The organism is Streptomyces sp. WAC07094 (assembly GCF_036320405.1).
In the GTDB taxonomy this organism is placed as follows: Bacteria; Actinomycetota; Actinomycetes; order Streptomycetales; family Streptomycetaceae; genus Streptomyces; species Streptomyces lannensis.
Map to the genome: position 1 here is coordinate 3,358,387 of NZ_JAVMJZ010000001.1, position 25,536 is coordinate 3,383,922.

The following is a 25,536-nucleotide window of genomic DNA, read 5'->3' on the forward strand; positions in this document are numbered from 1 at the left end:
ACCCCAACCGCGATTCAACAAAAGGTTAACAGCACCTCACCGAGAGCCAAACTGGCTCATGGAAGCCCGGAAAGCGCACGGCATGCACCGTTCCGACACATGGAGTTCACCCCCTGTACCCGTACCGGAAAGTTCACCAGTCGGGCAGCGCCCTACGCTTTCGCAGGTGCCAAAGCTTTCTGTGATCGTGCCGTTCTACAACGTGCAGCAATACGCCCCGGACACCCTCAGAAGCCTGCGCCGCAATGCCAGGCCCGAATTCGAGTTCATCCTCGTCGACGACCATTCGAGAGACGACACGCCGCGCATTCTCGAACGGGCGGTCGAAGAACTCTCGGACGTCGCGAGCGTGCGTTTCATCCGTCGAGAGGAGAACGGAGGGCTCGCCACCGCCCGCAACACCGGCCTGGATGCGGCGGAGGGCGAGTACCTGACGTTCCTGGACGGTGACGACTGGCTCGCTCCGGGTTACCTCGGCGACCTCGTCACGGCCATCGAGGAGCTGGGCTGCGACTTCGTCCGCACGGACCACATCCAGGCCACCGCCCGCGCACGTGCCGTGTTCCGGGCGCCGCACGGGCGGCGCTCGGAAGTGATGAACCCGCGGGACGCGATCCTGCCCGCCGACCGCTCGACCTCGGTCGACTACCCCTACGCCTGGGCCGGCGCCTATCACCGCCGACTGCTCGACAAGGGCCTGCTGCACTTCACCGACGGACTGCGCACGGCCGAGGACCGGCCGTGGATCTGGAAGCTGCACCGCGAGGCGGAGTCGTTCGCCGTGGTGAGCCTGATGGGCGTCTTCTACCGCCGGGGAGTGGCCGGCTCCCTCACCCAGATCGGTGACGTACGCCAGCTCGACTTCATCCGCGCCTTCGACCAGGTGATCGAGGAGACCGCGGCCGACCCTCAGGCCGACCGGCTGCTGCCGAAGGCCGTGCGCACCTACTGCGCGATCATCGCCCATCACCTGTCGGAGATCGACAAGTTCGAACCGAGTGTGGCGAAGCAGTTGCGGACGATGAGCGCCGCGGCGATCAAGCGGATGCCCCAGGAACTGCTCACCGACGTCCTCGACACCATGGACCTGCACCGCTCCTCCCGGCTGCGGCGACTGCGCCGGCGGGCCACCACAGCGAAGGCGGCCGCCTGATGTCCCGAACCACACAGATCTTCTGCGCGTCGACGCTGTACGGCGCCGCCACGCTGGCCGCGGCCATCGAGTCCGACTGCTTCCCCGCGGCGGACCGCCGCCTGCTGCTGGTGTGCAACAACTCCGCCATGCCGGAGACCACACCCGCCGTCGACGAGATGCCGGGCTTCGCGCCGCTGCGTGAGCACTTCGACGCGGTGCTGTCCTACAACGACGCGATCCGGCCCTTCCACCCGGGAGCCTGGGCACCACGCCCCGACGACCTCCCGCTGTTCGAGCGCTATCTGCGGATGCTGTGGGACCTGGGCGACGACCACGTGTCGCTGGTGCTGGAGTCCATCCAGGTCAACCCTGCTCTGACCATCGCCCAGATGTTCACGGACGCGCCCATCGACGTCTACGCCGACGGGCTGATGAGCTACGGCCCCACCCGGAACAAGATCGACCCGCTGGTCGGCACCCGCGTACGGCGGCTGCTCCACCTCGACCTGGTCCCCGGCCTCACACCGCTGCTGCTGACCGAGTTCGACGTGACCCCGCAGATCCTGCCGACCAGCGCCTTCCTCAAGGTGCTCGGCCGCCTCGGCGACTCCGTGGCGGAGCTTCCGCCGCTGCCCGAGAACTCCGCCCTGCTGCTCGGCCAGTACCTGTCGGCCCTGGACATCCTCTCCCCGCAGGAAGAGGAGGACCTGCACGTGCGGATGATGCGGGGGGCGGTCGCCCGCGGCCATCGCTCGATCGTCTTCAAGCCGCACCCGACCGCGCCCGCCCGCTTCAGCCGTGCGCTGGAGGCCGAGGCCGACAAGCTCGAGGTGGACCTCACCGTCCTCGACGTGCCCGTCCTCGCCGAGACGCTGTTCGAGAAGGCCCGGCCCGCACTGGTGGTCGGGTGCTTCTCGACCGCGCTGTTCACCGCGTCGGCGTTCTACGACCTGCCGGTCGCCCGGGTCGGCACCGCACCCCTGCTGGACCGTCTCGCGCCCTTCCAGAACAGCAACCGGATCCCCCTCACCCTTGCCGACGCGCTGCTTCCGGAGCTGGACGGCAAGCAGCAGCGCGACACCCTCGACGCGGAGACGCTGACCGGATTGGTCACCGCGGTCGGCTTCGTCATGCAGCCGCAGATCTACCCGGGCAAGCGCCCAGCGGCGGAACGCTTCCTTTCCCAGCACTTCGGCCCGGGGACCCAGCGCTACTTCAAGCGCCGCCGGCTGACCTCCCTCGGTCTGCCGGGCGGCATTCCCGAGCGTCTGTCGTTCCTGCCGCGCAGCTCCACGGCGCGCCGGGTCGTACGGCGGGCCAGGGCGCTGCGCAAGGCGGTACGCCGCTGACGCGACGAGCGGTGCGCCGGATGCAGCGTCCTGCCGTCCGGCGCACCGTTCGCACGAATTCCAGGTGAACAACCGGGGACAGAATCGGAGACCCGCCGAAGGGCGGCCTAACATCGCGCAGCCACATCCGTGCAGATGTTCCCATCTCCGACCTGTGAGGTGCTTCCATGTCGAACCTCGCCCGGCTGTTTCCCCTCCTCGACGATGTGCAGCTCCCGGACGCCCTGCCGTACGCCCAGATGAGCGAATGGGAACTGCAGTTCCTGTATCTGCTGGGCCGCCATCACCTCACCGGCGCGGACGCGCTCGTGGAGCTCGGTTCCGGCGGGGGCGGATCGACGTACGCCCTGGCGCTCGGCCTGCGGGAGAATCCCCGGTTCGACGAGGGGACGGGGCGGCTGCACGCCTACGACTTCTTCCGTGTGGGCAAGGGCACCTTCGCCTCGGAGAAGTTCTTCACCTCCGGGGCCGCGCCCGAGGACGGCAACTCCTTCCTGGACGACTTCCAAACCCGGCTCGAGCCGTTCCTGCCCTTCCTGGAGATCCACGCCGGGGACATCTGGCGGACCTCGGACCCGGACGACCGCACCCCGATCGAGTTCCTGCACATCGACATCGCCAAGACGGCCCGTGTCTTCCGGTGCGTCGCCGAAAGGTTCCTGCCGCGGCTGCGGCCCGGGGCCGTCGTCCTGCACCAGGACTTCGCGAGCCCCCGGCTGCCGTGGCTGCACCACAGCACGGGTGCCCTGCTGCCGTACATCGAGATCGCCGGGCCCCCGATCCGCTCCACGCTGGCCTTCGAGGTGACCCGTCCGCTGCCCGAGGACGTACTGCGGCGGATCGCCGAGGACGCCTACACGGTGGACGAGAAGCTGGAGCTGATCTCGGCCGTGCAGGAGCGCGTCGACCGCGACCACACCGGAAAGGTCCCCTTCCGGCCCGTACTGGAGCTGGCCAAGGCGTACGTCGCCCATTACGACGGGCAGTCCGAGCGGGCCTGGAAGATCGCCGAGTCGCTCACCACGGACGCCTATCTCGCCGAGACCCGCGCCGATCATTTCGCCCAGCTGCGCAAGGCGTACGAGGCGGACCGTCCTGCGCCCTCCCCGGCGGCTTCGGAATCGCGGCTGAGACGGCTGGTCCGCAGAGCGGTCCGGCGATGACCGCCGCCTCCGTAGGTTAAACCTGAAAAACCGAAGAGCAACGGGGAAGTTAGCTCCAGGACACGAGGTGTTGGGTTTCGTTTAACAAAGCCTCCATAGTTTCCCTGAATGCTGCAAATAGCCTTCCCCAACACCCCGTCCTCCGCGGGCGGGCTGAGATGACCCAGCAGGACATACGCCCGCCCGCCCAGGCCTCGGCTCACGTCACGCTCGCGACGCCGGAGCCGGCCCGGCGGCCGCTCATCTCGTACGTGCTTCCGGTGTACAACGAGCAGGACGGCATCGCCGCCTTCCACACCGAGCTGACGGCCGCGCTCGACGCCCGCCCGGATCTCGCCGCCGAGCTGGTCTACGTCAACGACGGCTCCTCCGACGGCTCGCTCGCCATCCTGCAGGGCCTGGCGCAGAAGGACGACCGCGTCCGGGTGATCGACTTCGCCCGCAACTTCGGGCACCAGATCGCCATCACGGCCGGCCTGGACATCGCCACGGGCGACGCGGTGATCGTCATGGACACCGATCTGCAGGACCCGCCCCGGGTCAGCCTGGAGCTGGTCGACGCCTGGCGCGACGGCGCCGAGATCGTGCACGCGCGCCGCCGTTCCCGGCAGGACACCGCGTTCAAGCGGACCACCGCGCACATGTTCTACCGGCTTCTGCGGTCCTGGACCGACGTGGACATCCCGGTGGACACCGGCGACTTCCGGCTGCTGGACCGCCGGGTCGCCGACGAGCTGCGCAGGTACCGCGAGCGCAGCCGGTTCGTGCGCGGCATCGTCGCCTCGATGGGCTATCGGCAGAAGGAGATCTCCTTCGACCGCGACGAGCGGTTCGCGGGCGAGACGAAGTACCCGCTGCGCAAGATGGCCCGCCTCGCGATCGACGGCGTGACCAGCTTCTCCACCACCCCGCTGAAGCTGATCACCCGGCTCGGTTTCGTGGTGCTGCTGCTGTCGCTGGCCGGCATCGTGTACGCCCTCGGGATGAAGTTCTTCCGGCCCGACATCACCGTCTCCGGCTGGACGATGCTCATGGTCGTGGTGCTGTTCCTGGGCGGCACGCAGATGCTGTCGCTGGGCGTGCTGGGCAGTTACATCGGGCGCATCTACAGCGAGGCCCAGAGGCGCCCGCTGTACCTGGTGCGCGAGGTCATCGGCGCCGACGAGGACGGGCGGGACGGTCGTCGTGGCGTCTGAGACCGCGGCCGAGGAGGCATCTGCGACCGGCCCGGGTGACGCGGTCACCGAGAGCCGGTCGCAGATGCTTCGCCAGCTGGTCCGTTACACGGTGATCGGTGGCAGCGGCGTCGCGCTGGACATGGTCGTCTTCCTGCTGCTGCACAACTGGGCGGGAATGAACGAGCAGATCGCCAACGTGCTCAGCACCACGCTCGCCATCACCAACAACTTCATCCTGAACGCACTGTTCACCTTCGAACGGCGCGACCGGCTCGTGGTGCGCTTTCTGCGCTTCTACGCCGTCGGTCTGACCGGGATCGTCCTCACGGACCTGCTCTTCCTCGTCTTCACCGACGCGCTGGGTATCGACGCCAACTACGTCAAGGCGGGCTCGCTGCCGCTGGTCCTGGCACTCCAGTTCGTGCTCAACAGAAAGTGGAGCTTCGCATGAACCTCGGCATCATCGGCGCGGGTGCCACCGGCCTCACCGCCGGCTGGGACGCCATACGCGCCGGCCACCAGGTCACCATCCTGGAGGCGGCCCGCGAACTCGGCGGTCTCGCCGCGTCGCTGGACGTGGGCGGCGTCCCCCTGGAGCGCTACTACCACCACATCTTCCGCAGCGACCGGGACATGATCGGTCTCATCGACGAGCTGGGGCTCGGCGACGCGCTCCGCTTCCACAAGCCGACCACCGGCATCTACCGCGGCGGCAAGCTGATCGACTTCACGTCGCCGTTCGACATGGTGCGTTTCCCGGAGTTCTCCCCGGTGGACGCGGTCCGCTTCGCGGGCTCGTCCGCGGTGCTGAAGGCCGTCCGCAACGGCGAGCGCTACAACGACCTCACGGCGCTGGCCTGGCTGCGCAAGTGGGCCGGCAAGAAGGCGACCTCGGCCGTCTGGGAGCCGCTGCTGCGCGGCAAGTTCGGCGACCGCGCCGAGCAGGTCTCGATGGCCTGGCTGTGGGCGCGCATCCACTGCCGTACCTTCGAGCTCGGCTATGTCGACGGCGGTTTCGAGCGTGTCTACGCGGCACTGCGTGACGGGATCGACGAGCGCGGCGGCAAGGTGGAGTTCGGCAAGGCGGTCGAGACCATCCGGCAGGAGGGCGCCGACGGCCCCGCGGTGGTGCACTGCGCCGACGGCTCCAGCTACTCCTTCGACCGCCTGATCGTCACCACGCCGCAGCCGGCCTTCGCCAAGGCGGCCGGGCTGCCCGCCGACGACGCGGTGTGGAAGAACCAGTACCTGGGCGCGACCTGCTTCGTACTGGAGCTGGACCGCAGCGTGATCCCGTACTACTGGCTCAACATCAACGAGCCGGACTTCCCCTTCCTCGCGGTCGTCGAGCACACCCGGATGATCGACCCGTCCGTCTACGGCGGCCGTCACGTCCTCTACATCGGCAACTACGTCGAGCGCGAGGACTGGCGGTTCACCACCGAGCCCGGCGAGCTGCTGGACAGGTTCGTGCCGTATCTGCAGCGGATCAACCCGGAGTTCGACCGCTCCTGGATCCAGAAGTGGCACTTCTCCAAGGCAGGGTTCGCCCAGCCGGTGGTGACGCCCGAGTACCGGGCGCTGATCCCCGGCCACGAGACGCCGATGAGCAAGGTCACGCTGGCGACGATGGCGCAGATCTACCCGCAGGACCGCGGGCAGAGCTACTCGGTGGCGATGTCGCGGAAGGTGACCGCCTCACTCGGACTGCGCTGACCGCGGACACGAGAACGGGGCCCCGTGTGCCTGGCGGGGCCCCGTCTTCTTCGTGCTACGGGGCCTCGGTGTGCCGACCGGGGCCCCGCAGTCGTTGTGCGCGGGTCAGCTGGTACCGGACTTGCGCTTGCACACCACGATCTTCAGATCGCCGTTCGCCGGCGGGCAGTCGTAGGTGGCGCTGATGCGCCTCCGGAGCTCCGGGTCGACCTTTCCGGGCTTGAACCAGACCCGGTCGAGCACCGCGTAGGGCGCCGGATTGTGGTCGACGCAGTCGGCGTTCTCCTTGAAGGACTTGAGATCGGCGACGTCCGGTAGGAAGCGGGAGCGCTGCAGGAACGTGGAGATCGGGTACCGGCACTGGGCCGGATGGTCGATGAAGTACACGTCGTCGCCGAAAGCCAGGTAGAGCACCCGCGCGCCGTCGGGGATCTGCTCACGCAGCTGGCGGTCATGGTCCTGCTTGCGCTCGACGCCACGCAGGAACGAGGCGTTGGTCGAACCCACCTTGCCGTGCGCCACCAGGTGCGGCGAACCCGGCCACATGCTGCCGGACAGACACACCACCCCCGCCAGAGCGGCGATCGCGGCGGACAGCACACCCCGGGAAACCCTGTCCGCGCCGCGGGATTCGCGCCACGCATCGACAGCCGCCGCCAGGAGTGCGACCAGGCCCAGTGCCCAGATCGTGGCGGGGCGCTGCACCCCCTTGGGGGCCTGCGCGTACAGCACGGGCAACAGCCCGAACAGCAGCGACACGACACCGAAGCAGCGCGGGATCGAGCGGCGGCCACCGCCCACCGCAAGCCCCCACATCGCGGCGGCGACCACGGTCAGCTGGAAGGCGTGGTACATGAACCAGTTGCCCTGCACGATGACGACCGCCAGCGAGCCGCACCCGATGGCCAGGGCGATGACGAGCAGTTCGACACGGCGTCCACGTCCCCTCACCCGGGCGAGGAGGAGGAGCAGGGCACCCGGCAGGAGCAGCAGCACGGGGCTGAGCACGGACCGGTCGGCGAGGAAGTCCACCGACTGTGCGAAGAGGCGTGCGGGGTGGATACCGGTGCGGCTGAGCGCCGACTGGTTGATCAGCGGCATGTCATGGGTCCACTGCCACTCGTGGGACCCGGCGAGCACACTGAGAGCGAACAGGACCACCGCACCGACCACGGAGACGAGCGCGACCCTGATCGCACGGCCGCGGTCGACGACGTAGACGAGCAGAATGCCGAACGCGGCGGTCGAGGCGGTGGAGTACTTCATCATCACCGCGAGCCCGAACGGCAGCGCGGAGATCAGTGCCGCCGGCCAGGGGCGGGCCACGCCGAGCGCCGCCGCCACACCGAACACGGCGAGCACGACAGCGGCCCACTCCGGCTGGAGGAAGTCCGTGCGCGGGGTCAGGATCATCAGCAGGCCGGTGGCGCCCGCGGTCAGGGCGGCCTCGCGGCCCGTCAGCCGGCGCAGCAGCGCCTGGTAGAGGGCGTAGGCCGCCGCAGCGGCGAGCAGGGTGCCCGCCGCGTACATCACGGTCTCCCGGACGACGACTCCACCGAACGTGATGTCGTCGAGAAGCGCGATGAACCACCGGTAGAAGAACGGCCGGTGGGTGAAGACCTCGGACGGGGAGTAGCCCGCCTCGCCACCGGTACGCAGGGCGGCGAGGACGTACCGGATGTCACCGGTGGGGCGCCGGGTCAGCACCGTGTACACAACGGCGGCCGCCGCCGGCACCGCGACCACCGGCCACCACAGGGGTGAGCGGCGGACGCGGGGTGCCGATGCGGCGGGCGCGTCACTGAGGACGGTCGCCATGGGTCAGCCGCCCAGGATCGTGCGCAGGTCGGCGGCGTTGGCCTCGGTGACCTTCCACAGCTCCTGCTGGCGTCCGTGCACGTCGGCCACGGTCTTGGCGTGGTCGGCGAGCAGGTCGCGGGAGCGCTCCACCAGCCGGTCGGCGAGATGCCGGTCGTGCACCGAGACGCCCCACTCGGGCCGGTCGATGTCGCGGAGGAAGTACGTCATCTTCGGGTGCGAGATCAGGCTGATGATGGGCGTGCCGCAGCCGAACGGGATCATGCCGGCGTGGCCCCGCATGCCGATGACCAGCTTGGTGCGGGCGTACAGGTCGCGGATCTCGTCGTTCTCGAAGTCGTACATCGGGATGACGGGCATCGACACGCCGTGCTCGCGGCGCAGGTCGAAGGCGAGCTTCTCGTCGTCGAGCGAGTGCGCCACGCACTTGACCTCGGCGAGCTTCCCCAGGTCCTTGACGGCCTTGGCCATCTGGGCGAGGAAGTAGCCGTAGTCGTGGCCGAAGCGCAGGCCCGCGCGGTCGTAGGCGGCGTTGATGAGGATGGTGTCCTCACGGCTCGCCGGGTCCTGCCAGTTCGCGACGAGCTGACGGGTGACCGTGGTCGGGCAGGGCTGGAAGCGCACCTTGTCGTGCAGGTGCTCCGGCAGCATCGAGCGGACCTTGGCGATGGAGCCGTGGTTGCGCAGGCCGAAGAAGGACGAGCGCTCCACCAGCAGCCGCAGCGAACTGCGGAACCGCTCCGCCCGGTAGGACTGGCCGTCGAAGGCGTTGAAGCCGACGGCGTAGACCGCGATGGGCACGTCGATGCGGTTGAGCAGCTCGTCCGGGACGTTCCACTGCCAGGCGCTGTTGCCGTTCGGCATGGTGTCCGGGATGAACAGGCCACCGCCGCCGATGACCATGCCCCTGCGGGCGTTCACGCGCTCCAGAGCCGCCTCGTCGAACAGGCGGTGGGCGTGGACGGAGTGCCAGCGGCGGCCGCCGGTGTCCGGGTCGAAGGCGAGGCGGACGCTCTCCGGGAGCAGCTTGTCCCCGGCGTTGCCCTGGCGGTCCATGTAGAACGCGACGTGCGCGAGCTGGTCCTCGGGGCTGCCGGCGGACTGGGCCGGGACGCCGACGGTGCGCTGGTGCCAGATGCGGCTCGCCCGGTGCGTGGGGTCGACACCGAGCCCGGCGAGGGCGTACTTCTGCGCGCCGGCGTCGTCGCCGTGCACCCAGGAGATCTGGGCCAGCCGGGAGAAGGCGGTGGCGGCCCGGTTGGGGGCGGCCGTCGCCAGCAGCAGATGGGCGCGGGCCTCCTCGTAGCGGGAGACGCTCATCAGGGCGTTGCCGTACACCTCGTGCGGCCACGCCTCGTCGATGGGGAGGTGGACCTGCTCCAGGATGTCGACGGCGGCCTGGTAGTCGCCGGCGCCGATGTGGGCGAGGCCGACGCGGCGGGCGGTGTCGACGTCACCCGTGCGCCCGACGTGCGCGGTGCCGTAGTGGATCAGCAGGTCGGGGTGGGCCGGGTCGCCCTTCTCGATGAAGGCGGCGTGCAGCTCGGCGTCGGTGATGTCGAACTCGACCCAGCGTGCCTGCGCCTGGCTGTACCCGTACTCGCCGCCCTGCCAGGGCTTGTGGCGGCCGGTGAAGTGCAGGATCGCGGTCTCGTCGGGGACCGGGAGGTCGCCGGACAGGCGCCGCTTGACGTAGTTGTACTTGGGGTCGAGGTCGACGAAGTCGCCGTCGAGCAGGGCGTTGAGAATGCCCTGGTCGTGCTTGTCGAGCTCGTAGCGGCCGCTACGGCCGATCTCGTCGAGCTTCGCGCAGAACTCGTCGCTCAGGTACTCCTTCTGGATGACGAGGAGTCCGCTGTTGAGCATGCGGGTCTTGTCGCCGTAGAAGAACTGCGGGACGGCGGCCAGGCCCTCGCGCAGCGCGAGCAGTTCGGTGATCGGGCCGAGGACCACCATGTCGGTGTCCAGGGTGATCACGGTGTCGTAGTCGCGGATGCGGAAGACGTCGAGGATGAAGTACGCCTTGCGGACCAGGTAGTTGTCCTGGTCGCCCTTGACGTAGCTGTCGTAATGGTCGGCGTCGACACGGCGGAACTGCACCCGCGGGTGCAGGGCGCGGATCGCGGCGACGGATGCCGGGCGCAGATCGTCGTGCAGGACGATGAAGTCCTCGCACACGTCCGGGTTGGACAGCGCGAGCGAGCGCAGCAGCACAAGGAAGCCGGGCAGGTAGTTCTCGTCGACGAAGCTCGCGAAGGCGACGCGGCGCTTGCCGGTCAGCACGCGGGCGGAGTCGTCGCCGGCGGTGGGGCGGGAGTCGGCCGCCGCGGATATCGGTGTCGTGGTCATCGCAGGGAAATCCTCATCCCGGAGACGCTCTGGGCCCGTTCCATGACCCACGCCTTCTCGCTGCCGTATTCGTGCACGTTGGTGATGGCCAGCTTCATCGCCTCCGGGATGCGGTACGCGCCGCTCTCGTAGAAGTCGAAGCCGATCAGGTCGAGCGTGGGGCTGACATCGAGGTAGTCGAGCAGCCAGAGCATGTTGAAGCCGGAGGTCGGGATCGCGGCGAACTGCTCGGTGGTCAGGGCGCCGATGTTGCGGACGGGCCAGCGCAGCGACTCGTCACCGACGTACGTCTGCGCGCCCGGCACGAGCTTGTTGCGCACGGAGTACTTCCAGTCGGGCGAGTTGCCGCCGAAGACGAGCCGGATGTCGACGGGCTTGTCCCAGTTGAAGGCGTGCTTGTGGATCGTCACGTGGATGTCGGTCCGCTTGCCCGTGTGGGCCGGGTCGATCCGGTACGAGTTGAAGCGCACGACCAGGTCGTAGTCGTCGATCTGCGAGCCCATCGAGGACTCGCCCACCTTGCCGGAGTTGGCGATGAGGCAGATGGACTTGCCGGCGATCCGGTTGCGGAACTCGCCGAGGCTGAGCCACTGCACGCCCCCGAACATGGGGTCCGGGACGGGGCCGCGCATACGGTTGCGCCGGGCGGCGGCGTACAGCGCGATGGCCTGGATGAGTTCGGGGGTGGGCCGGGTGTGCAGCTCGGTGCTGAGGTCCAGGTACTGCCCGATGGCTTCCTGGATCTCCTGCTCGGGGACCTCGGCGCTGTCCATGGCGAGCAGTGCGCCGACGAGGCGTGCCTGGGCGCCGGTCCAGTCGCCGAGGGCGTGCGCGGCGAGACCTTCGGCCCACATGTCGGTGGCGGGGCCGCCGGCGAACCTGGCGGAGTCGGGGACGGCGCCCGCGAGGACGGTCAGCAGTTCGGCGCGGGCCGTGTTCGCCGCCTTGATGCCGGCGAGCCGGGCCCGGACGCCGTAACCGTCCTCGGTCGTCAGCTCCAGGTAGCGCTCGAAGGCATCGGCCGCGGCGGCCGGACGCCCGATGGCCTCCAGCAGACGGCCGCGCAGCCGCCAGCCGGCGCGGGAGTTCTTGCGCTGGGTCAGAACCGTGTCGCTGATCAGCAGTGTGAGGTTCAGCTCGTCGTCGTAGCCGCAGTCGAGCGCCTTGTTGCCGACGGCGAGGAGCGCGTCGAGCATCTTGTTGCTCATGCCGCCGCCGACGACCTTGGCACCACGGCGCAGCAGGCTGCCCGCACCGGAGGGCGCGGGCGAGGGCTGGTCCTCACCGGCGGCGACCAGGGCGAGCAGCTGGCGCAGCGCTTCGGCGAGGGCTGTTCGGCGGGTGTCCAGACTGCCGACCAGTTTGCCGCTGTGCACGGCGCAGGCACGCAGGCAGTCGTCCAGTTCGGTCGGCTTGGGCTGAGCGGTCGGCGCCCCGAACCCCGCTGGCTCCGACACGGGCCCCCCGGGCCGGGGACGTGTCCATCTACTGCCAACCCTCGTCATGGTTCTCCTGCAAGGTGTGAAAAAGGTACGAAATCGCCAAGCCCTGGGGGGAAGGTTGGGGAACAGTAAGAAACCAATACGACGTGAAGATGAACCCCTCGGGTCTTGCGGGCAAATGCTGATCCCGTCGAACAGATTCGCTCAGGGTGAGGTCATAGAGTCTCGATAGACGACTTTCATTTGACCCGGGCGCATTCGGTCAGAAGTGAGCAGAACGGAGCCCGCGGCGGATCTTCAAGGGGTATCAGTGACCGAAACGGTCGTCAGTACAGCAAAACAGCAATCCGCCGTGGCCGCCCGTCCCGAAGAGCGACGCGTCACGCCCGCACAGCCGAAGGCGAAGAGGTCCGGTGGCCGCCTGCGCGCCCTCGACGGGCTGCGGCTGGTGGCCGCGCTGATGGTGGCTCTGTACCACTACGGGGGACGCGGCGGCGAGATCACCGCCGCGTGGGGCACGTCACCGAAGACGCAGTTCCCCGTGCTGCACTCGTGGTTCTCCTACGGCTGCCTCGGCGTCCAGGTCTTTTTCGTGATCAGCGGCTTCGTCATATGCATGAGCGGCTGGGGACGCCCCCTCCGCTCGTTCTTCGCCTCCCGGGCGTCACGGCTGCTGCCCGCCTACTGGGCGGCGGTCCTCCTCGTGACCGTCGTGTTCGCCCTGCCGACGGTCGCCTACAAGGCGCTGTCGCCCAGTGACGTGCTGGTGAACCTGACGATGCTCCAGATGCCGCTCGGCGTCGACCGCGTCCTCGGTGTGTGCTGGACGCTGTGGGCGGAGGTCCGCTTCTACGCCCTGTTCGCGCTCTGCATCGTGCTGCCGGGCGCCAACCGCCGGCGCGTGATCCTCTTCTGCGCCGGCTGGACCCTGGCGGCCGCGATCACCCAGTCGTCCAAGGACGCACTGCTGAACGTGATCCTGATGCCCGAGTACGCGCCCTTCTTCATCGGCGGCGTCGGCCTGTACCTGGTGCACCGCAACCGCAAGGACGCCTACGCCTGGGGCATCGTGGCCGTGAACTTCCTGATCGGGCAGCACTACGCGGTGCGGGACCTGTGGAACGCCTCGGACTCGAACGCCTTCGCCCACCGCACCTCCCTCGGCATCACGCTGATCGTCGCCTTCGGCTTCGTGGCGGTCGCGGCGATCGCGCTGGGCTGGCTGGACTGGGCGAACTGGCGCTGGCTGACCGTCGCGGGCGCACTGACCTACCCCTTCTACCTGGTGCACGAGCACCTCGGCTGGGTCGTCGTCAGGACGTTGCACCGGAGCCTGCACATCCCGTCGTACGCCACCTTCCTGCTGACGATCGCCTCGATGCTGCTGCTGGCGTGGCTGCTGAACCGCTACATCGAGAACTGGCTGACGCCGAAGCTGCGCGCCTCGTTGTCGAAGCCGCTGGCGTAGCCGCCCGCCCGGCCCGACGTGAGGGGCACCCCGCCACGGGGTGCCCCTCAGGTCGTTCAGCGACCGGTGCCGTCCGCCTCTCCCCGAAGGGTGAGCCCGATGCCCTCGATCACCGCCCTGAGTCCGGCCTCGAAGCCCTGGCCGTGCCTTTGGAACATCTCCCGGCCCGCCTCCGCCGCCAGCGGGTGGGCCGCCAGGCGCTCGGCGCGGGCGTCGAGGTCGTAGCCCTCCGCACCGGAGGCCGGGTCGGGCCCCATGGCCTGCTCCTCGATGACGTAGCCGATCGTGTAGCTGTACGCGGTGAACCAGGCGCGCGCCGCGGCGCCCGGGGTGAATCCGGCCCCGGTGAGCAGGCGCAGATTCGCCTCCATCGGCTCGGCGTAGGACGTGTCCGTGAACCGTGTGCCCGCGTAGACCTTGGCACCGTCCCGATAGCGCAGCAGATGCTCGCGCAGAGCGCTCATCCGCCGGAAGAACACATCCCGCCACGCCAGGTCCGGCGCGTCCGGCTGCGCGGCGAAACCGTCGGACATGCGCCGCAGCATCTCCGTCGCCATCTCGTCCAGCAGCGCCTGCTTGTTCTTGAAGTGCCAGTACAGGGCGGGCGCCTGCACGTTCAGCTCCTTGGCGATGGCGCGAAGCGTCAGGCCCTCGAGCCCCACCTCGTTGAGCAGCCCCAGGGCCGCCTCCGCCACCTGCCTTCTGTCCAGTTTCGGACCTCTCTGCGCAGCCACGCTTGACAGTTTAACGCCGTTAAGGAAACGCTTGCGGACAACGCAACTTAACAACGTTAAGGGGGCAGTCATGGACATCGAGAGCACCGAGGTCGCCGTCGTCGGCGCCGGGCCCACCGGGCTCGCGCTCGCGGTCGACCTCGCCCGGCGCGGCGTGGACGCCGTGGTCCTCGAGCGCGCCGGAACCCTCTTCCCCGGCTCCCGGGGCAAGGGCATCCAGCCGCGCACGATGGAGGTCCTCGACGACCTCGGCGTGCTCGACGCGATCCGTACGGCGGGCGGCCCCTATCCGGTCGGGATGATCTGGCAGGACGGCCACCGGACGGGCGAGCACCGGATGTTCGAGCCGGCCGAGGCGAGCGAGGACGCGCCGTACAACGAGCCGTGGATGGTGCCGCAGTGGCGGACCCAGGAGATCCTGCACGCCCGCCTGGCGGAGCTGGGCGGACGGGTCGCCTTCGGCCGGGAGGTCGTCGGCCTCGAACAGCACCCGGCCGGGGTGATCGCGCATCTCACCTCCGGAGCCCCGGTGCGCGCCCGGTACGTCGTCGCGGCCGACGGCGGGCGGTCGGCCGTGCGCCGGGCGATCGGCATCGGCATGACCGGCGAGGCCGTCGACCCCAACCCGACCCTTGTGGCGGACGTGCGCGTCGGCGGCCTGGACCGCGACAACTGGCACATCTTCCCGCCGGGTGCCGACGGCGAGGGGTTCCTCGCCCTCTGCCCGCTGGCAGGCACCGAGGACTTCCAACTCGTCGCGCGGTTTCCGGAGGGCACGACGCCCGACCTGTCCCTCGACGGCATCCGCAAGGTCGTGGCCGCCCGATCCCATCTCGCCCCCGAGGACGTCACCGAGGTGCGCTGGGCCTCGGACTTCCGGCCGCGAGCGGCCCTCGCGGACCGGTTCCGCGAGGGGCGGGTCTTCCTCGCCGGTGACGCGGCCCACATCCACTCGCCGGCGGGCGGCCAGGGTATGAACACCAGCGTCCAGGACGCCTACAACCTGGGCTGGAAGCTGGGAGCCGTGCTGCGGGACGGTGCGGCGCGGTCGCTTCTGGACAGCTACGAGGCGGAACGGCGGCCCGTCGCGGCGGACGTCCTCGGTCTGTCCACGCGCGTGCACCGCGGCGAGACGCGGCGGGGCGAGGCGACCCGGCAGCTCGGGATCGGCTACCGGGATTCGTCGCTCACGGCGGAGACCCGGAGGGCCCCGGGCCGGGTCCGGGCGGGCGACCGCGCACCGGACGCGACGGTGGACGGCGTGCGGCTCTTCGACGCCTTCCGCGGCCCGCACTGGACGCTGCTGGCCCTCGGTACGCCGGCGCCGGCGACCCCGGGACGGGTGCGAGTGGTCCACGGTCCCGCCCACGGGTCCTATGGGACGGGCCTGTTCCTGGTCCGGCCCGACGGTCACGTCGGCTGGAGCGGCGACTCGGCGGACGGACTCGCGGACTACCTCACGCGGTTCGGCCTGCGGTAGCCGGCGGTCACGCGCTCGCGAGCGAGAGCTTCACCGCGAAGCCGAGGAAGAGGGCGCCCGCGGCGGAAGTGGCCCCAGCCGACAGCCGCTTGCGGCGACGGAAGGCGTCCGCGAGTCGTGTGCCGCTGAAGATCAGGGCGCTGAGGTAGAGACAGCTGGCGAGCTGGGCGAAGGCGCCGAGCACCACGAAGGAGAGCGCCGGATAGGCGTACCCGGGATCGACGAACTGCACGAAGAAGGCGACGAAGAACAGGATCGCCTTGGGGTTGAACAGACTGACGACGAACGCCCGGCGGTAGGGCCGCTCCTCGGCGGCGGCGGCGCTCGCGGCCTGTTCCGGCACGTCCCTCTCACGTCGCGTCCGCCACATCCCCCAGGCGGTACGGAGCATTCCGAAGGCGAGCCACGTCAGATAGCCGGCGCCCGCGTACTTCACGATCCCGAACAGCACGGCGTTCGCCTGGAGCAGCGAGGCGACTCCGGCCGCGGACAGCGTCATCAGCACGGTGTCCCCGCACCAGACGCCGGCCGCCGCGGTGTACCCGGCCCGCACACCGCGCCGGGCGGCGACGGAGAGCACGTACAGGGAGTTGGGCCCGGGGAGCAGGACGATGAGGACGAGTCCCGCCAGGTAGGTGGGGAGATCGATGACGCCGAACATGGAAGGAGTGTCGCACGGGGGTACGACACTCGGCTTTCGGATTTCGCAGGGCGAGACGGACGGGTCGGTCGTCGCCACCCGGCACGAATCCTGCGGCCGGGGGACGGATGTGCTCGGGCCTTCCGTCCCCCGGCCGGCGCTGTGGACCGGCCGCCCGGCTCAGAAGGCGTCCGAGGGCACGTACGTCCCCCACACCTCCCGCAGCGCGTTGCACACCTCGCCCACCGTGGCGCGGGCCTTGAGTGCCTCCTTCATCGGGTACAGGACGTTGTCCGTGCCCTCCGCCGCCTTCTTCAGGTCCGCCAGGGCCGTGTCCACCGCCGGCTGGTCGCGTTCCGCGCGGAGCCGGGCGAGGCGTTCGGCCTGCTGCGCCTCGATCGCGGGGTCGACTCGGAGCGGCTCGTACGGCTCCTCCTCGTCGAGCTGGAAGCGGTTGACGCCGACCACGACCCGCTCGCCCGCATCCGTCTCCTGGGCGATGCGGTAGGCGCTGCGCTCGATCTCGTTCTTCTGGAAGCCGTGTTCGATGGCCGACACCGCACCGCCGAGGTCCTGGACCTTCTCCATCAGCTCCAGCGTCGCGGCCTCTACCTCGTCCGTCATCCTCTCGATCACGTAGCTGCCCGCGAAGGGGTCGACCGTCGCCGTCACGTCCGTCTCGTAGGCCAGCACCTGCTGCGTGCGCAGGGCCAGACGCGCGCTCTTGTCGGTCGGCAGCGCGATCGCCTCGTCGAAGGAGTTCGTGTGCAGCGACTGGGTGCCGCCGAGCACCGCGGCCAGCCCCTGGACCGCGACCCGGACCAGGTTCACCTCCGGCTGCTGCGCCGTCAGCTGGACACCCGCCGTCTGGGTGTGGAAGCGCAGCATCATCGACTTGGGGTTCTGCGCCCCGAACTCGTCCCTCATCACCCGCGCCCAGATCCGGCGGGCCGCACGGAACTTGGCGACCTCCTCCAGGAGCGTGGTCCGGGCCACGAAGAAGAACGACAGCCGGGGGGCGAAGTCGTCCACGTCCATGCCCGCCGCTACGGCCGTGCGCACGTACTCGATGCCGTCGGCCAGCGTGAACGCGATCTCCTGCGCGGGAGAGGCGCCGGCCTCGGCCATGTGGTAACCGGAGATAGAAATCGTGTTCCACTTGGGGATCTCGGCCCTGCAGTACTTGAAGATGTCCGCGATCAGGCGCAGGGACGGCTTCGGCGGGAAGATGTACGTCCCCCGCGCGATGTACTCCTTCAGGACGTCGTTCTGGATCGTGCCGGTCAGCTTGTCGGCCGGCACGCCCTGCTCCTCCGCCACCAGTTGGTACAGAAGCAGCAGCAGGGCGGCAGGCGCGTTGATCGTCATCGATGTGGACACCTTGTCCAGCGGGATCCCGCCGAACAGCACCCGCATGTCGTCGACGGAGTCGATGGCGACGCCCACCTTGCCGACCTCGCCGTGCGCGATCGGCGCGTCGGAGTCATGACCCATCTGGGTGGGCAGGTCGAAGGCGACCGACAGACCCATCGTGCCGTTCGCGATCAGCTGCTTGTAGCGTGCGTTGGACTCCGTCGCCGTACCGAAGCCGGCGTACTGGCGCATCGTCCACGGACGGCCCGTGTACATGCTCGGGTACACGCCGCGCGTGAACGGATACGCCCCCGGCTCGCCCAGCTTCCCGGCCGGATCCCAGTCCTTGAGGGCATCCGGCCCGTACACCGGCTCGATGGGAAGTCCCGACTCCGACTCGCGCGCCATGGTGTGTGCCTCCGCGTTGCTACTTGTCCCGGCGTGATGGCCCGGCCTCGTTACTCGCCAGTACGGCCGACCTCGCGACGGACTGTAGCGGCGGGCGTGCGACCGGTGGAGTACCGCACGCTGGGACCTTGCTCACAACCATGCCCCGTAGTTCGACGGCGGTCACGCGCGGGGAACATCTCAAGGGACACGACCGGCCCATGAGGACCGGTGAGGCGACGGGGGTTCAGATGCGTACCAAGGGCATGGGCCGAACGCTGATCGCAGTCGCCACGGGCGTGGCGCTCGCTGCTCTCACCGGGTGCGTCGCGCAGCCCGTGGACGCGAAGAACGGCGGCGGCAGGCACCGCTCTCCGGTGCACATCGAGATCTCGCACACCCCCTCGGGCACGGGCGCGACGAGCGCCGCGCCCGCCCCGAAGCCCTCCCCCGCGGTCCTCTGGGCGCCCGGCGCCACCGGCCCGGGCGTGCGTGAACTCCAGGCACGGCTGCGCCAGGTCGCCTGGCTGTTCGACGGTCCGACGGGGACCTACGACGACCTCACCGAGAACGCCGTCAAGGGTTTCCAGGGCAAGCGCGGACTGCCGCGCACCGGACGGGTGGACTCGGTCACCTGGCAGCGGCTGCTGAGGATGACGCACGAGCCCGGCAAGTGGGAGCTGTACCTGATGGGCGGACAGCCGGCCGCCGCGCCGGACGCGCGCTGCATGACGGGCAGGGTGCTGTGCATCAGCAAGACGAGCCGGACGTTGCGCTGGATGGTCGACGGACGCACGGTCTCGACCATGGCGGTGCGGTTCGGCGCGCAGTACACGCCGACCAGGGAGGGCGTGTTCCACATCTACTGGAAGTCGCGGTACCACGCGTCCACGCTCTACCACTCGCCCATGCCGTACGCGATGTTCTTCAGCGGTGGCCAGGCGGTGCACTACTCGGCCGACTTCGCGGCGCGCGGATACGCGGGAGGTTCGCACGGTTGTGTGAACGTACGGGACGAGGCGGCGATCTCGGCGCTGTTCGCCGGGGCGAGGACCGGGGACAAGGTCGTCGTCTACTGGTGAGAGCGGCCTCGAGGCGGGTGCGGGGCGCGGGCGGGACCGGGGGAACGTGTCCCGCCCGCGCCGATGTGCACCGAGCCGTGGGTACGGGGGGAACCCCGGCTCTGTGCGACGGCCGATGACCAGTCGGCTCACTCAGTACTGCGCCGGGTCGGCCGAAAGTGTCACACCCGCCGTGGAAGAGGTTCGCGAGAGCACCCCGCCGCGGGCCGAGGAGGGCGCGGGGCCGCACCCCCTGACGCCGTGCGACGGGTCAGTGTGCCGCTTCGGTGGCCGGCGCACCGTGCGTCGGGCTCGGCGACGGCGTCGCGTCCGCCGGAGCCGGGACGTGAGGTGTCGCCGGCGGGAAGGGTGCCAGACCGATGTCCGGGCCTATGTGTCCCTCGCCGTCACCGTCGTGGTCGTCGCCCTGGTCGCCGTCGCCGTGGTGGCCGAGGCCGTCGCCGTCCCTGCCGGGGCCCCGGATGTCGCCGTCCCTGCCGCTCCCGCCGCCGAGCACGCCCTTGCAGAACGTCTTCACCCGGCCGCTGCCACCGGCCGCGTCCTCGAGACTGCGCATCCGCCGGGTGCCCAGTTCCCTGCCGTCGGCCACGGCGCGACAGGAGGAGCGCACGCCGATCCACCACTCACCGCCCCGCCCCGCGGCGCCGTTGCCGGAAGAACGCGGCCGCCCGGTCGCGGCGGCACCGGCGCCCACCTCGTCCTGTGACGAAGTGCCCTGCACGGGTGCGCCGTTCGTGTCCGTGGGCGTCGGTGAGGTGGAACCGCGGGTCTGCGTCCCCTCGGGCGTGGGCGTGAGCACCGGCATCCGCGGGGTCGCGGCCGCCGACACGGACGCGGCGGGACGCGGTTCGTGGAACGGCGTGGGCAGCGCTCCGGTTCCGGCCGCCACAGCGGCCCCGCCGATCATCCCGGCGGCCACCACCCCGGCCAGCGCGAAGCGCACGGGGCGCCATCGCCGGGCCTGCCGCCCGTCCGCGACCGGCCGTCCGAGACGCACCAGTCCGGCGTCGCCGGACGGGGCCGCGGAGCGCCCGGGGGCCGGCCCCCCGACGCCCGTGCGCTCACCGTGGCGGGCCGTGCGAGCCGCCCTGAAAGCGGCCACGGCCGAAGCCTCCCCGGGCAGTTCGTCGCTGGTCGGCAGGGGTGGGGCGGCGAGTTCGGAGAGAGTCTCGGCAATCCTCGCGGCATGTGCACGCGCAACGTCGTCGACGGCGTCCAGCGGCTCTCCGCGCAGCAGACGCTCCGCCGCGTCACTGTCCAGCCACCTGTACTGCTCGTCGGCCATCACATGTCCTTCTGCGTCCGCGAACGCATATGCGTCACACCGCCGGACGCCACCGTGCGCCGGTGCGCCTCTCGTGGGGGAGGCAGGGCGCCGAGTCCGCCGGCCGATTCCGGATCCGCCCCCGCACCCTGACCGAGCAGCTCCGCAAGGCGTTTGAGACCGCGGTGGGCTGCCGTACGGACCGCCCCGGGACGCTTTCCGAGCGTCTCGGCGGCGCTCTTGGCGTCGAGGCCCACGACCACTCGCAGTACGACGGCCTCCGCCTGGTCCTGGGGGAGCTGGGCTATGAGGGAGAGGGTGTGTCCGGTGGCCAGCGCCTCCATGGCCTCGCCGGCCGTGTCCGACTCCGACGGCTTCCCGGTCAGTTCCGTCTCGTCGCCGCCGATCGCGGGCCGGCGACCGCGCATGCGTATGTGGTCGAGCGCGCGGTTGCGGGCTATCCGGGCCGTCCAGCCGCGGAACCGGTCGGCGTCCCCGCTGAACCGCTCGAGGTCGCGTGCGATCTGGAGCCATGCCTCCGAGGTGACGTCCTCGGCGTCCGGGTCGCCGACCAGTGTCCGCACGTATCCGAACAGACGCGGATGCACGGCGCGGTACACGGTCCGGAACGCGGTCTCGTCCCCCGACTGTGCCGCAAGCACCGCGGCCGTCAGCTCCGCGTCGTCCCCCAGCACCTCGAACTGCCCCTCTGTCCGCCTGCGCCGACGCCGCATCCGCGGGCCGGGTCTCACCGTCGTGATTCCGTCGTTGAAAGCGGTTTGAGGCCGCTCGTGGTCTGCGGCGGTTGCATCACCCGTTTTGCTGATCGTCCGCGGTCGGCGCGATGGGCACGTTACGGCTTGAAACCGTTCTACGTCCACGTCCGTACAACGTGCAACCAACCCGTGACGCGGTGAGGTGTGACAGAAAACGCATCCACGGCGCTGTAGGGAGTACGGGCCGCCGCGCGGCCCGTGCCGCGCGACGGCCGGGGCCTCTCCTGTGGGGGGTGGCGGCCCCGGCCGTTGCCCAGGCGGTGCACTCGCGGGACCCGGGGGTCGACCGCACACCACGGGAACACTCGGATGCTCGCACGTCCCGCGGTGTGAAAGGGGTTACCGGGTGCTCGGGGCCGCGACTCCCCGGACGACGCTACTCGTTCTTCCCGTTGCCCTGGTCGGTGTGCGCCGGTCCGTTGCCGGACGCGTTGCCGGAGCCGCCCGTCCCGTTGCCGGAGCCCTTGTTCCCCTGGCCCGCGCCGGCGCCGGACTTGCCGCTGCCGCTCGGGCCGTCGGCCGCCTTCGACCCCGCCAGTCGGCCGGCGCAGTAGGCGGTGACCTTCTCCTCGCCGCCCGCCGCCGTCACGAGCCGCTGCCAGGCGGTCGAGTCCAGCGCCTTGCCGCGGCCCTTCACCTGCGCATAGGCGCGGCAGTGGGCCGCGGTGTCCTTGGCGGTGTCCGGCCGGTCCGCCCGCCCGGGGCGGGTGGGGGACACGGCCGAGGGCTCCTTGCCCGGCAGGGCGGACGCACCCGTGGACGGCTTGTCTCCCGTGCCCGGACCGGCGCCGTGCGAGGACGACCCGGCCGAGCCGATCGCGGCGACCGCCACACCGCCCAGGGTGAGGCTCGCGAGGATCACGGCGAACGTCGTCCTGAGCGGGCGTCCGACCCGGCGCTCCTCGCGGACCCGCCAGTCGTCCCGGCGACGGGTCCTGGCCCTGTGGACACCCGCGTCCCGGGCCGCCCGGAACGCGGCGACAGCGCGCTGCTCCGCCCCGGCGTCGACATCACCGCCGCGCACGGCCGCGGCCAGCGCCGTCTCGAGACCGGCCTCGTCCGGCGCTCCCCCGGGGCCGGCCACGGTGCCGTCAGGGTGCACACGCCGACGACCGGGAAACCCGTCGCCGCCCAGCTGTTCACCCATGTCCGCTTCCGTTCCTGTCCGGTCCGTCCGACCTGTCACATCCAACCGGCCCGCCGGGCCCGCACGGTCGTCCGTACGAACGCGGCGCCGTCGTCGTTCACTTCGACTCCCCCAGCGTCCGGGAAGCCTCATCCGTCACACCCTCGTCCGCCGCGCCCTCGACACCCAGCCGGCGGGCCAGGCGCTTCAGGCCCCGGTGCGCCGCGGTGCGCACCGCACCGGGGCGTTTGCCGAGCACCCGCGCGGCGGAGGGGCCGTCCAGACCGACGACGACACGCAGCAGCACGGCCTCGGCCTGGTCCCGCGGCAGCTCGCCGACCAGTTGCAGGGCGCGCTCGGTCGAGAGGGACTCAAGGGCCTGCTCATGCGTGCTGCTCGGACCGGGCAGGTCCAGTACGTCCTGTTCGAGCGCCGTCGGCCGGGGCCGCGTCCGCTGCCGGCGCAGATGGTCGAGCGCCCGGTGCCGGGCGATGGTCGCCGTCCAGCCGCGGAAGCCCGCTCCGTCCCCCTTGAACCGCCCGAGGTCCCGGGCTATCTCCAGCCAGGCATCGGACGCCACGTCCTCGGCGTCGTCCCCCACGAGGCCGCGCAGATAGCCGAGCAGCCCGGGCTGTACCAGCCGGTAGGCGACCGCGAAGGCCGCCTCGTCGCCGTCCTGGGCCCGCGCGACCGCCGCGCCCAATTCCCCGTCGTACGCCTGTACGCGTCGGGGGTGCCGTCCCTGGCCCAAAACCGTCCTCGTTCGTACCGGGTTCGTAGCAGCTCCGCGGCGTCCGGCACGATCCGGTGCCGGGCGCCCCCCTCACAAACTGCGTCGGACGTCGCGGAAGTGTCACAACGGGGCTGGCGCCCTTCACGACTGCTGCCGGATTCCCCTCGGGAACCGGCCGGTGGCCCGAGGGGTCCCCGCGAGGGCGCGGACCGGCCGGAAGGCGTGCCGTCCCGCCCGCCGGATCGGGTGCCTGACGGGGGTTCCGCTTCCGGCCCCCGGTGACGTATCGCCGTCCCCGTGCGCTCTGTGGGAAGCCCGGGTCCGCACGGCGGCCGGTCACCCACGCACACCGGACGCCGGCGGCGTTTCCCTCTCCCCGGCCCCCGCCCGCTCCCATCTCCCCCCCCGGGAGCGGCGCGGGGAGGGACCGGTCGGCCGGGGGCCCACCCATGGCCGGAGTCCCCGGCCGAGCCGTGCCCGCACAGCGGCACGGGAACGGTCGGGGACTCGTGGAGCAGCGGGGGCCGGGGTCAACCGGCCCGGTGGGCGGACGCCCTCGCCGTCGCGTCCCGGCACAGCAGCCGCAGCGATCCGTGCCCGGCGAAGCAGCGGCGGGCCTCGTCGATGGGGTCCCACAGACCGCCGTCCGGGGTGCGGATCCAGTGGTCGCCGCCGGTCGACCACCACTCGGCGCCCGTCTGCCGCACGATCACCTCGCCGGCATAGGCGCCGAAACCGCGCAGAACGCTCTGCACGGCGGCGAAGGGTGCCCCTTCGCGGCGCAGGTCGTCGATCATCCGGTCGATGCGCCACAGGCTCTGCGCCGAGTAGTCGAGGCGCAGCCGCGCCCCCTCCCGCATCGTCGCCACGGCGTCCGCCGCCCATCGCAGGGGCTTCGCTGCCGCTTGGGGTCTGGTCTCCTGCTGAGTCGTCACATACGGAAGAGCGAGGTCAGCGTGCGATACGTCACTCGATTCCGTGGGATTCCCGCAACCGGCGCAGGACCGCCCCAGCTCGCCCGCACGACGGCCACAGGATCTTCCCGTGACGAGGGAGCCGGGCCGGACGGTGATGCTTCCGTGCTCCGGTGCGCTCCTTCCTTTGATGAGCACCCATCTGCATCTGCGCGCGGTACCGCCGCCGGCGCTGCGCAACAGCGTGAATTGGCTGCAACGACTGTTCGAGGACGACCGGAGCGGCGACCGGGCGCGGGTCTGCCGTCACCGCGAGGAGGTGCTGGACGAGGACTACCGGGAACAGGAACTGCTCTACGCCGGCTCTCCCCCGCTGCGCACGGAGGACCCGCCGCGGACCGAGGTGGTGCTCGGCGGCCGGCCGGTGTTCCTCCCGGACCGGGGCAAGCCGCCGTTCCTGGTGCTGACTGCGGCCCAGGCCACACGGGTCGCGCTGTTTCTGACCTCGGCCGACTTCGAGGCACTGTGGCGTCCCGCGCGGAGCCGTCTGCTTGCGCGCCATGGCGGGATCGCGGCGGAGCCCCGGACGCGGGGCGCCTTCGCGGCGGCGCACCGCGACCTCACGGCGTTCTACGCGCGCACGGCCGAGTGCGGGGACGCGGTGGTGAAGTGGTTCATGGACTGAGGTGCCCGGGCCATCGGGCCGACCCTGGCCCGGTGCGTCCACGGCCGGCCCTGGCCCGGTGCGTCCACGGCGGGACCCGGCACGCGCGAGCGCTCGGGCCGCCGCCGCGCCCGGCCCCCGCTCACGCCCTGCCGCGGGCCCGCCTCGACACGACGGCCTGCAGCACCCGGCGCCCCTCGGTCGACACATCGCGGGCCTGTCGCAGTCCGGCCGCGCCGTGGCCCGTCACCACCTCCAGGATGGTGATCTGGCGCCGCAGTTCGGCGGCGGCGAGCGGCGGCATACCGTCCGTGCGGCCCTCGCGGCGGGCCGCCACCGAGGTCTCGTCGTCGGCGGGATCGAGCAGCCGGTGTATCTGCAGCGCCGCGACCGAGCAGGCGTCGGCCCACTGGCGCAGCGCATCCGCCGGGGCCTGCGCGGGAATCGCCTCCAGCATGCGGCGCACGAGCCCCGCGGCCTCCGCCTCGAAGGTGCCGTCCGCGTCCGCGTCGGCCCGCACCCCGGCGCCGAGTTCGGCCCGCACCTTGGCGAGCCGCTCCTCCCACTCGTGGCCCTCGACAAGGCTCGCCCACAACGGGCGCAGGATGTCGTCGTCGCCTCCGAGGAGCGGTATACAGCGATCCAAACAAGCCAACCCGCTCGCCGCGAGCGCACGTTCGTCGGCCTGTGCGATCTGGTCCACCAGGCTCATCACGCCTCCTAGACATGCCTCGTTGGGCGCCACATGTCTACGGAGCCCGCACT

The 25,536-nt window shown here is 70.8% G+C and carries 22 protein-coding genes; 10 read left to right on the top strand and 12 right to left on the bottom strand.

The features are described from left to right. Positions 1-166: 166 nt before the first annotated feature. The 6 genes from RCR19_RS14710 (at position 167) to RCR19_RS14735 (ending at position 6,541) form a co-directional block, all read left to right on the top strand. Positions 167-1,153, top strand: a complete 987-nt coding sequence (locus RCR19_RS14710; protein ID WP_331265573.1) for a glycosyltransferase family 2 protein — start codon at positions 167-169, stop codon at positions 1,151-1,153. Then, complete coding sequence (locus RCR19_RS14715; RefSeq protein WP_331265574.1) at positions 1,153-2,484, top strand: alpha-2,8-polysialyltransferase family protein; 1,332 nt, start codon at positions 1,153-1,155, stop codon at positions 2,482-2,484. Before RCR19_RS14710 ends, RCR19_RS14715 begins: the two co-directional genes overlap by 1 nt. Before the next feature lie 167 nt (positions 2,485-2,651). Next, the gene (locus RCR19_RS14720) at positions 2,652-3,647 is read left to right on the top strand and encodes a class I SAM-dependent methyltransferase (protein WP_331265575.1); all 996 of its coding nucleotides are present in this window, start codon (positions 2,652-2,654) and stop codon (positions 3,645-3,647) included. 158 nt (positions 3,648-3,805) lie between these two features. Next, entirely contained in the window at positions 3,806-4,843 is a 1,038-nt protein-coding gene (locus tag RCR19_RS14725) for a glycosyltransferase family 2 protein (protein ID WP_331265576.1), read from the top strand. Continuing rightward, positions 4,833-5,276: a GtrA family protein gene (locus tag RCR19_RS14730; protein WP_331265577.1), complete on the top strand. Its 444-nt coding sequence runs from the start codon at positions 4,833-4,835 to the stop codon at positions 5,274-5,276. The genes RCR19_RS14725 and RCR19_RS14730 overlap by 11 nt, the downstream gene beginning before the upstream one ends. Then, complete coding sequence (locus RCR19_RS14735; RefSeq protein WP_331265578.1) at positions 5,273-6,541, top strand: NAD(P)/FAD-dependent oxidoreductase; 1,269 nt, start codon at positions 5,273-5,275, stop codon at positions 6,539-6,541. The genes RCR19_RS14730 and RCR19_RS14735 overlap by 4 nt, the downstream gene beginning before the upstream one ends. 105 nt (positions 6,542-6,646) lie before the next feature. Here RCR19_RS14735 and RCR19_RS14740 read toward each other — a convergent pair whose 3' ends face one another. From RCR19_RS14740 to RCR19_RS14750, 3 genes are read right to left on the bottom strand one after another with little or no spacing between them, the layout of a single operon-like run. Beyond that, complete coding sequence (locus tag RCR19_RS14740) at positions 6,647-8,359, bottom strand: hypothetical protein (protein ID WP_331265579.1); 1,713 nt, start codon at positions 8,357-8,359, stop codon at positions 6,647-6,649. A gap of 3 nt (positions 8,360-8,362) precedes the next feature. Beyond that, complete coding sequence (locus RCR19_RS14745; protein WP_331265580.1) at positions 8,363-10,708, bottom strand: glycosyltransferase; 2,346 nt, start codon at positions 10,706-10,708, stop codon at positions 8,363-8,365. Continuing rightward, positions 10,705-12,165, bottom strand: coding sequence for a glycosyltransferase family 29 protein (locus RCR19_RS14750; RefSeq protein WP_331265581.1), 1,461 nt, complete (start codon positions 12,163-12,165; stop codon positions 10,705-10,707). Before RCR19_RS14750 ends, RCR19_RS14745 begins: the two co-directional genes overlap by 4 nt. Before the next feature lie 406 nt (positions 12,166-12,571). Here RCR19_RS14750 and RCR19_RS14755 point away from each other — a divergent pair, with 406 nt between their 5' ends. Next, positions 12,572-13,618: an acyltransferase gene (locus RCR19_RS14755; protein WP_331269442.1), complete on the top strand. Its 1,047-nt coding sequence runs from the start codon at positions 12,572-12,574 to the stop codon at positions 13,616-13,618. A gap of 56 nt (positions 13,619-13,674) precedes the next feature. On the opposite strand, the gene RCR19_RS14760 is transcribed toward RCR19_RS14755, so the two are convergent. Next, positions 13,675-14,352, bottom strand: a complete 678-nt coding sequence (locus RCR19_RS14760; RefSeq protein WP_331265582.1) for a TetR/AcrR family transcriptional regulator C-terminal domain-containing protein — start codon at positions 14,350-14,352, stop codon at positions 13,675-13,677. 70 nt (positions 14,353-14,422) lie between these two features. Between RCR19_RS14760 and RCR19_RS14765 the strand changes: the two genes are divergently transcribed. Further along, positions 14,423-15,832: an FAD-dependent oxidoreductase gene (locus tag RCR19_RS14765; protein WP_331265583.1), complete on the top strand. Its 1,410-nt coding sequence runs from the start codon at positions 14,423-14,425 to the stop codon at positions 15,830-15,832. A 7-nt stretch (positions 15,833-15,839) separates the two neighbouring features. Here the strand turns inward: RCR19_RS14765 and leuE are convergent, their stop codons facing one another. Together leuE and RCR19_RS14775 are read right to left on the bottom strand one after the other, a co-directional pair. Further along, positions 15,840-16,493: a leucine efflux protein LeuE gene (gene leuE / locus RCR19_RS14770; protein ID WP_331265584.1), complete on the bottom strand. Its 654-nt coding sequence runs from the start codon at positions 16,491-16,493 to the stop codon at positions 15,840-15,842. 159 nt (positions 16,494-16,652) lie between these two features. Further along, positions 16,653-18,233 (bottom strand): methylmalonyl-CoA mutase family protein, encoded by a 1,581-nt coding sequence (locus RCR19_RS14775; protein WP_331265585.1) that lies wholly within the window; start codon positions 18,231-18,233, stop codon positions 16,653-16,655. A gap of 230 nt (positions 18,234-18,463) precedes the next feature. Between RCR19_RS14775 and RCR19_RS14780 the strand changes: the two genes are divergently transcribed. Further along, a complete protein-coding gene (locus tag RCR19_RS14780) occupies positions 18,464-19,294 on the top strand; it encodes a L,D-transpeptidase family protein (RefSeq protein ID WP_331269443.1) in 831 nt (276 codons plus the stop codon). A 250-nt stretch (positions 19,295-19,544) separates the two neighbouring features. On the opposite strand, the gene RCR19_RS14785 is transcribed toward RCR19_RS14780, so the two are convergent. The 5 genes from RCR19_RS14785 to RCR19_RS14805 all read right to left on the bottom strand — a co-directional run bounded on the left by RCR19_RS14785 (position 19,545) and on the right by RCR19_RS14805 (position 24,128). Continuing rightward, positions 19,545-20,579 carry a hypothetical protein gene (locus RCR19_RS14785; protein WP_331265586.1) on the bottom strand — a complete coding sequence of 345 codons (1,035 nt, stop codon included), beginning with the start codon at positions 20,577-20,579 and terminating at the stop codon, positions 19,545-19,547. Beyond that, positions 20,579-21,253 carry an RNA polymerase sigma factor gene (locus tag RCR19_RS14790; RefSeq protein WP_331269444.1) on the bottom strand — a complete coding sequence of 225 codons (675 nt, stop codon included), beginning with the start codon at positions 21,251-21,253 and terminating at the stop codon, positions 20,579-20,581. Before RCR19_RS14790 ends, RCR19_RS14785 begins: the two co-directional genes overlap by 1 nt. Positions 21,254-21,710: 457 nt before the next feature. Then, complete coding sequence (locus RCR19_RS14795; protein ID WP_331265587.1) at positions 21,711-22,481, bottom strand: hypothetical protein; 771 nt, start codon at positions 22,479-22,481, stop codon at positions 21,711-21,713. 97 nt (positions 22,482-22,578) lie between these two features. Next, on the bottom strand, positions 22,579-23,211 hold the full coding sequence (locus RCR19_RS14800; RefSeq protein WP_331265588.1) for an RNA polymerase sigma factor: 633 nt from the start codon (positions 23,209-23,211) through the stop codon (positions 22,579-22,581). Between the two features lie 512 nt (positions 23,212-23,723). Next, complete coding sequence (locus tag RCR19_RS14805; RefSeq protein ID WP_331265589.1) at positions 23,724-24,128, bottom strand: hypothetical protein; 405 nt, start codon at positions 24,126-24,128, stop codon at positions 23,724-23,726. Positions 24,129-24,297: 169 nt separating this feature from the next. Between RCR19_RS14805 and RCR19_RS14810 the strand changes: the two genes are divergently transcribed. Continuing rightward, positions 24,298-24,792 carry a DUF1877 family protein gene (locus RCR19_RS14810; protein WP_331265590.1) on the top strand — a complete coding sequence of 165 codons (495 nt, stop codon included), beginning with the start codon at positions 24,298-24,300 and terminating at the stop codon, positions 24,790-24,792. 121 nt (positions 24,793-24,913) lie between these two features. Here the strand turns inward: RCR19_RS14810 and RCR19_RS14815 are convergent, their stop codons facing one another. After that, positions 24,914-25,483: a hypothetical protein gene (locus RCR19_RS14815; RefSeq protein WP_331265591.1), complete on the bottom strand. Its 570-nt coding sequence runs from the start codon at positions 25,481-25,483 to the stop codon at positions 24,914-24,916. Positions 25,484-25,536: the final 53 nt, after the last annotated feature.